This window comes from Collinsella sp. AF04-24, from assembly GCF_003465685.1.
Taxonomy (GTDB): Bacteria; Actinomycetota; Coriobacteriia; order Coriobacteriales; family Coriobacteriaceae; genus Collinsella; species Collinsella aerofaciens_AP.
In genome coordinates this window covers 34,751-42,008 of sequence record NZ_QSBK01000020.1, presented here as the reverse complement: position 1 = coordinate 42,008, position 7,258 = coordinate 34,751, and the positions used below count along the sequence as shown (strand labels likewise).

General features: G+C 60.1%; 4 protein-coding genes and 2 rRNA genes. 4 read left to right on the top strand and 2 right to left on the bottom strand.

The window, feature by feature from the left end; translation table 11 throughout:
- Window positions 1–135 precede the first annotated feature (135 nt).
- Together DWV32_RS08365 and rrf are read left to right on the top strand one after the other, a co-directional pair.
- A 23S ribosomal RNA gene (locus DWV32_RS08365) occupies window positions 136–3,109 on the top strand.
- Window positions 3,110–3,254: 145 nt separating this feature from the next.
- Window positions 3,255–3,370, top strand: a 5S ribosomal RNA gene (rrf, locus tag DWV32_RS08360).
- A gap of 130 nt (window positions 3,371–3,500) precedes the next feature.
- Here rrf and DWV32_RS08355 read toward each other — a convergent pair.
- Window positions 3,501–3,968: a hypothetical protein gene (locus DWV32_RS08355; protein ID WP_117757873.1), complete on the bottom strand. Its 468-nt coding sequence runs from the start codon at window positions 3,966–3,968 to the stop codon at window positions 3,501–3,503.
- A 277-nt stretch (window positions 3,969–4,245) separates the two neighbouring features.
- Here DWV32_RS08355 and DWV32_RS08350 point away from each other — a divergent pair, with 277 nt between their 5' ends.
- Window positions 4,246–4,677: an Hsp20/alpha crystallin family protein gene (locus DWV32_RS08350; RefSeq protein WP_055251783.1), complete on the top strand. Its 432-nt coding sequence runs from the start codon at window positions 4,246–4,248 to the stop codon at window positions 4,675–4,677.
- Window positions 4,678–4,758: 81 nt separating this feature from the next.
- On the opposite strand, the gene DWV32_RS08345 is transcribed toward DWV32_RS08350, so the two are convergent.
- Window positions 4,759–5,568 carry an MBL fold metallo-hydrolase gene (locus DWV32_RS08345; RefSeq protein WP_117629858.1) on the bottom strand — a complete coding sequence of 270 codons (810 nt, stop codon included), beginning with the start codon at window positions 5,566–5,568 and terminating at the stop codon, window positions 4,759–4,761.
- A 48-nt stretch (window positions 5,569–5,616) separates the two neighbouring features.
- Here DWV32_RS08345 and tilS point away from each other — a divergent pair, with 48 nt between their 5' ends.
- Window positions 5,617–7,158, top strand: coding sequence for a tRNA lysidine(34) synthetase TilS (tilS, locus tag DWV32_RS08340; protein ID WP_187361850.1), 1,542 nt, complete (start codon window positions 5,617–5,619; stop codon window positions 7,156–7,158).
- Window positions 7,159–7,258 lie beyond the last annotated feature (100 nt).

Here is a 7,258-nt window from a genome sequence, read left to right as displayed (position 1 = left end):
GAGCATCTGATCGCGAGCACAGTCAACTACTGTGCCGCGGTATGAGATACCCGAATTGCGACATACGAGCGCTATTCATGATATCGATTAATTAACTTTAGCGACACGTGGATATCCCGCGGGCCCGATGCGGTCCCGCAAGATACCACGGGCGCACGGCGGATGCCTTGGCACAGGGAGCCGATGAAGGACGCGGCAAGCTGCGATAATCCCCGGCGAGGAGCACACATCCTTCGACCCGGGGGTCTCCGAATGGGCGAACCCATGCACAGCAGTGTGCATATCCCCCCGCTGAACGAATAGGCGGGGGGAGGACAACCCGGGGAACTGAAACATCTAAGTACCCGGAGGAGAGGAAATCAATCTCGAGACTCCCCGAGTAGCGGCGAGCGAAAGGGGACCGATGGCCAAACCGACGAGCGGGCGTACCCGGCAGGGGTTCCGCCGTCGGGGTTGCAGGGCCGCGCATCCGGGGGCTGCCGCCCCCGGGCGCAGGTCCGGCTGGGGAGCGGAACGGCATGGGAGGGCCGGCCGCAGCGGGTGACAGCCCCGTACGCGAACCCAGACCGGACGGCGCGACGCGGTCCCTGAGTAGGGCCGGGCACGTGAAACCCGGTCCGAACCTGGGTGGACCACCATCCAAGCCTGAGTACTACCCTGTGACCGATAGCGCACCAGTACCGTGAGGGAAAGGTGAAAAGCACCCCGGGAGGGGAGTGAAACAGTACCTGAAACCGTGCGCCCACGAGCAGTCGGAGCACCTATACGGTGTGACGGCGTGCCTTTTGTAGAATGAGCCAGCGAGTCGCTGGCGCGGGGCGAGGTTAACCGAAAGGGAGCCGGAGCGAAAGCGAGCCTTAACAGGGCGACTTGAGTCCCGCGCCGCGGACGCGAAGCCGGGTGAGCTATCCGTGGGCAGGCTGAAGCGGGGGTAAGACCCCGTGGAGGGCCGAACGCACGTCGGTTGAAAACGGCGGCGATGACCTGCGGATAGGGGTGAAAGGCCAATCAAACCCGGAGATATCTCGTTCTCCCCGAAATAGCTTTAGGGCTAGCGTCGCGCGTTCACCGCCGGAGGTAGAGCACCGGATGGACGAGGGGGCTTCGCCGCCTACCGAATCCAACCGAACTCCGAATGCCGGCGGCCCAGAGCGCGGCAGTCAGAGCATGTGGGCTAAGCTGTGTGCTCGAGAGGGAAACAGCCCGGACCGCCCGCTAAGGTCCCCAAGTTCCAGCCGAGTGGCAAAGGATGTGCGTCCGCCCAGACAACCAGGATGTTGGCTTAGAAGCAGCCATCCATTCAAAGAGTGCGTAACAGCTCACTGGTCGAGTGGACATGCGCCGACAATACACGGGGCTAAGCTGGACACCGAAGCGGCGGGATTTTGATTTTCAGAATCGGTAGGGGAGCTTCCCATGGGCGGCGAAGCCGCCGGGCGACCGGCGGTGGAGCGCATGGGAGTGAGAATGCTGGCATGAGTAGCGAGAGACGAGAGAGTAACTCGTCCGCCGTGAACCCGAGGTTTCCTGGGCAAGGCTAATCCTCCCAGGGTCAGTCGGGGGCTAAGGCGAGGCCGGGAGGCGTAGCCGACGCGCAGCAGGCAGACATTCCTGCACCGCGCACGCGGCGCTACGACCGACGGGGCGACGGATGGGGGTGGCTCGGCGGGGTTCTGGACGTCCCCGTGATGGAGCGCGGCCCGCGGACCAGGGAAATCCGGTCCGCACGAGGGCGAGGCTCCGGACGAAGCGATCAAGCGAAGCGAGTGAGCCCGAGGTCCCTAGAAAAACCCCTAGGCAGGCGCGTGCGCGCCCGTACCGCAAACCGACACAGGTGGGTGGGTAGAACATACCGAGGCGATCGGGTCAACCATGGTCAAGGAACTCGGCACAATGGCCCCGTAACTTCGGGAGAAGGGGTGCCCGCGCGTACGTGAACGGACTTGCTCCGGGAGCGGAGGCGGGCCGCAGTGGAGAGGCCCAAGCGACTGTTTACCAAAAACACAGGACTCTGCAGAAGCCGCAAGGCGACGTATAGGGTCTGACGCCTGCCCGGTGCCGGAAGGTCACGCGGAGGAGTTAGCGCATCGCGCGAAGCCCCGAAGCCAAGCCCCGGTAAACGGCGGCCGTAACTATAACGGTCCTAAGGTAGCGAAATTCCTTGTCGGGTAAGTTCCGACCTGCACGAAAGGCGCAACGACTTGGGCGCTGTCTCGACCATGGACCCGGTGAAATTGCACTGGTCGTGAAGATGCGACTTACCCGCGGAAGGACGGAGAGACCCCGTGAACCTTCACTGCAGCTTGGCATTGGCCGCTGGTCCCGCGTGTAGAGGATAGGCAGGAGGCATCGATCCGGAGGCGCCAGCCCCCGGGGAGCCGCCCTTGGAATACTGCCCTCGCGCGACCGGCGTCCTAACCCGAGGCCGTCAACCGGCTCGGGGACCGTGCCAGGCGGGCAGTTTGACTGGGGCGGTCGCCTCCTAAAGGGTAACGGAGGCGCGCGAAGGTCCGCTCGGGACGGTCGGCAACCGTCCTTTTGAATGCAAGAGTACAAGCGGGCTTGACTGCGAGGCCCACAAGCCGAGCAGGTGCGAAAGCAGGCTCTAGTGATCCGGCGGCCCCGAGTGGGTGGGCCGTCGCTCAACGGATAAAAGGTACTCCGGGGATAACAGGCTGATCTTGCCCAAGAGTCCACATCGACGGCAAGGTTTGGCACCTCGATGTCGGCTCATCGCATCCTGGGGCTGGAGCAGGTCCCAAGGGTACGGCTGTTCGCCGTTTAAAGCGGTACGCGAGCTGGGTTCAGAACGTCGTGAGACAGTTCGGTCCCTATCCTCCGTGGGCGCAGGAGAATCGATGGAGGCTGCCCCCAGTACGAGAGGACCGGGGTGGACGCACCTCCGGTGAACCGGTTGTCGACCAACGGCACGGCCGGGTAGCCGCGTGCGGCGCGGATAACCGCTGAAGGCATCTAAGCGGGAAGCCGTTCCAGGGATTAGTTCTCCTTCCGGTAAGGGCCCAGGTAGACTACCTGGTCGATAGACGGCAGGTGCAAGGACGGCGACGTCCTCAGCCGAGCCGCACTAATCGCCCGAGCTCTTCCGGAACCGCACCTCGCGGCCCGCGGGACATGCGCTCATGCGCGGTCCGGGCACGAGGATGCCCCCGAGTCAGACCTTTCCTATACGCCATGCGGCCCCCAGGGCACGTGTATGCGATACCGGACACCGTAACGGTGGGCGCCGCCCACCGGTCAGCGGCCAGAGCATGGGGGGCACGCCCGGTCCCGTTCCGAACCCGGAAGCTAAGCCCCATCGCGCCGAGAGTACTGCGGGGCCAGCCCGTGGGAGGCCAGGGCGCCGCTGACCGGTGGACGGCACCGAGCCGTCGGATGACTTGAAGAAGGGGGAGGCCTCGCGGCCTCCCCCTTTTTTGCGTTTACGGGGTGTAAATGACTCAATTACACCAGACGATCTTGTTGTTTTTGGTATTGAGCCTTTATTTAAAGAAATTAAATCGTATAACAAGGGCAACTGCTATGGCCGCAATGATCAAAAGCAGAATTGTCAGCTGATGCTGCTTGCGTCGTTTACTTGACGAAACGAAGATTGATTTTCCCTGTTTTGGCGTTTCGAGATAGCGAGCCGAATGCGTCAAGGTTTGCTTGGGTCGAGGCCCTCTTTGTTGATGAGCGGCGGATGCTTTCATCGGCTCATCGCTAGCTGCGCTGTTTTTAGATAATGGTGCGTCTTTCAGATATACAGGGTCTCCCGAGGCAACGCCCATATGTTTACGTCCCGTTTGGGCATCCTCGAGCGTTTGATATCGATTTCTCGTCACATAATCGGGCTCAGGATCATTAATGGGCTCTTGCGAGATGTGGGGGCGATGGAACCGTGGCGGCTGCGTAGAAGTATCTTCGCCCTGCGTCGGCATAAACATATTGTTCTGGTTTTGGTCGTCCATGATGCCCTTTAGCTCGTTACCAACAACGTGTACGCGCTCATTGTAAGCCCCTTGTTATTTGTAGCTGCGAACATACTTCTTATTTAAGCTCTGGTTCAAAGAACCTTAACCTTACTAAGACCTGAGTCATACACACTTAGATATGCTTATAGTACTGGACTCAAAAAACTTTATAGTCGATGTATATATGAGCACTGGGTGGGCATATATAAGAGCGTCAAAAGAAGTCCCAGTCACCTAGAAGATGACTCGGCAGTCCTTAAAAGGAGTGGTAAACATGGCAAGCATGGTTCCTTATCGTTCGGTTTTTGGCGTTCGTCCTTCTGCTAGCTCGCTGTTCGATTTGTTTGATGATATGACCGATCTTGCAAACAACTCGATTGCTTCCAAGGCGTTCCCCGTTGATGTCGAGGACAAGGGCGATGGTTATGAGGTCAAGGCCTATCTGACCGGCGTCGCTAAGGATGATATCGACGTTGAGCTTAACGAGGGTCGCCTGTCGATTAGCGTGAACGTTGTGGAGGACGAGGAGAACGAGGGCAAGAACTTCCTGCAGAAGGAGTTTAGCTCGTACAGCGCGACGCGCGGCGTGTATCTGAAGGACGCTTCGAGCGAGGGCCTTTCGGCTAAGTATGCTGACGGCATCCTGACCGTTACGGTTCCCAAGATTGTCGAGAAGAAGAACGTTACGAAGATCTCCATCGACTAACGATGGCTCTGCTTCAATCGAGAGTATGAGTTAAGGGGGGCTGGGAAGTGATTCCCAGCCCCCCTTTGTTGTCTTGAGGGGCTATTGAATGGTTGTCGGTTGATACTGGCTTGCAGGGCGTATCGAGAGCTTCCGTGGCCCTTGAAGACGGGTGGCAGAACTGCCGAGTTCATCATCGAGACTTGCATCAAGCGCGTTGGCATAGCTTTTGACGGTAAGGCTTGGACGATTATTGTCCTGGCTGATGTGCATGGCGATGAGTTGTTCGGTGCGATCGGTAACAAGTTCGCGCGCGGCTTCGGCGGCCTGGTTGTTGGAGAGGTGCCCCTTTGTGGACAGGATGCGCTCCTGAAGAAAGCGGGGGTACGCTCCTTCGCGCAACATAGTTACATCGTGGTTACTTTCGAGCGCGAGAACTCGACAGTCTTTGAGGATGCCTATGGCCTTGCTCGATAACTCTCCGGTGTCGGTGGCAAACCCAATGGAATCATCGAGAGCATTAAATCGATAGCCGACAGGATTGATGACATCGTGCGATGTTGAGTAGGTTTGCACGTGGATGCCGGCAATGGGGAGCGTGTCGCCGGGGTCAAATTCCTCTACGGGCAGGCGCGCGAGGTTTTCTTTGCATGAAAGGGTGTCCCTGCTGGCAAAGAGGGGACCATGCCAGTGCTTGCACCATACATCGAGCCCCTTGATATGGTCACCATGCTCATGGGTGATTACAAGAGCGGCGACGTCGTCTGCCGAGAGGCCAAGCTCCGCCATGCGTTTAAGTGTCTCGCGGCGGGACAGGCCGTTGTCGATCATGATGAGCCCCTGAGGTCCCTCGACGAGTGCGCAGTTGCCTTTTGAGCCGCTGCCGAGGATATGAAGGTGCAGGCGAGACATAAGATTCCAAAGGATACAATGAGTGCGGACGAATAGAGGAGGAAGCGAATGCCAACGGTATCTCAGCACTATGGACATCATGCCGCGCCGAGGACGGATAAGAGCGCCCTGGCAACGCGGCAGGCCGCTGCCCCCGTAGTGCTTATGGTATCAGGCGGTGCGGACTCGACGGCGCTGCTCCTTATGGCTTGCACATCAAAGCTGGATATCCAGGACGGGCGCGGCGTCGCTCCCATTGCGCGCGAGCGATTGCACGTGCTGCATGTAAACCATCATCTGCGCGGGGAGGCATCCGATGGCGACGAGGCCTTTGTACGTGACCTGTGCGCACAATACGGTTTGCCGCTGTGTGTTGAGCATGCCTATTTTGATGACGAATCGGGCAATATCGAGGCTGCGGCTCGCGAGGTGCGCTATGCCGCGGCACGGAGATACGTTCGCGAACTTTGTGCCGAATCGGGCGCACCGCGGACGGCGGCTCGTATCTGTACCGCGCATACTTCGTCGGACCGCGCGGAAACATTTTTGATGAATGCCATTAAAGGGTCGGGTCCCGCGGGTCTATCGAGCATTCCGCGCCGTCGGAACATTGTGGTTCGCCCCTTGCTCGACCTCACGCACGATGAACTCGTGGGCTATCTGCAGGTGCACGGTCAGCCATGGCGGGAAGATGAAAGCAACGAGGACGTTTCGTACCTGCGCAACTATGTACGCCATCGGGTGATGCCGGTGGTGGCACGGCGCAACGCGAGCGTCTGTAAGACGATTGGCGCCGCTTGCGAAATTCTGGGCGACGAAGACGCCTTTCTTTCCCAGCTTTCGGCACAGGCGTTTCGAAGCTGCCTGCGCAAGGAAGCGGCGGGCGCACTGGTGCTCGATGCGCGCCGTCTTGCCGCCGCTGAGGTTGTGATTGCACGGCGTATCGTGCGGTTGGCGATTAAGCGCATCGATCCCGACGCGCGACCGGAGATGCGGCACGTGGAGCGCGTGCTCGCCTGCGTCGCTGCGGGCTCGGGCTCGGTTACGCTTCCTGCGGGAATTGATGCCCGTGTGGAGTTTGGCATGCTGGCGTTCAAGGCCCCGGCGGCGCGCGAGGGTTTAGTGGCCGATTGGATCTCCGTTCCCGGTTGTCTGCCGCTGGGGGCGGGGCATATGCTGACAGCGGAGCCGATGGCTGTGGAGCCGGGGTGCGATATCGTGCACCGTGCCCGCGAGCTTGCTGCTGCCGGAAAGGTTGCGGCCTTGGTGGATGCGGCGGCCCTGGGGTTTGCCGACCGCGATGGCGAGCGGATGTTAGCCGGCTCGCGCGGGGAGATCCCCACCGAGGCACGATCGGCGCGCCTGTGGGTGGATAGCCCTGTGCCGGGAGACGTGATGTGCCCGTTGGGGATGAACGGCCGAAGCAAGAAAGTGTCAGACCTGTTAAACGAGGCGCGCATTCCTGTTTCAGACCGCTCTGGCGTACCCGTGGTAAGAACGGCTCCGGGAGGTGCCGTAGTATGGGTCGCGGGCGTTCGCGCGGACGAGCGTTTTAAATGCACGGCCGCAACGCGCGTGGCATATCTGCTTCGTGTGGTCGATGCGGAATAGCGCTTCGCGCCAGCTATTCTGTGCGACGTTGACGGTATTCCCGCGCTGATGGCGCACGTGCTGGTAAATATACCCCGTGCGCTGCTAGAATGTGTAGTTC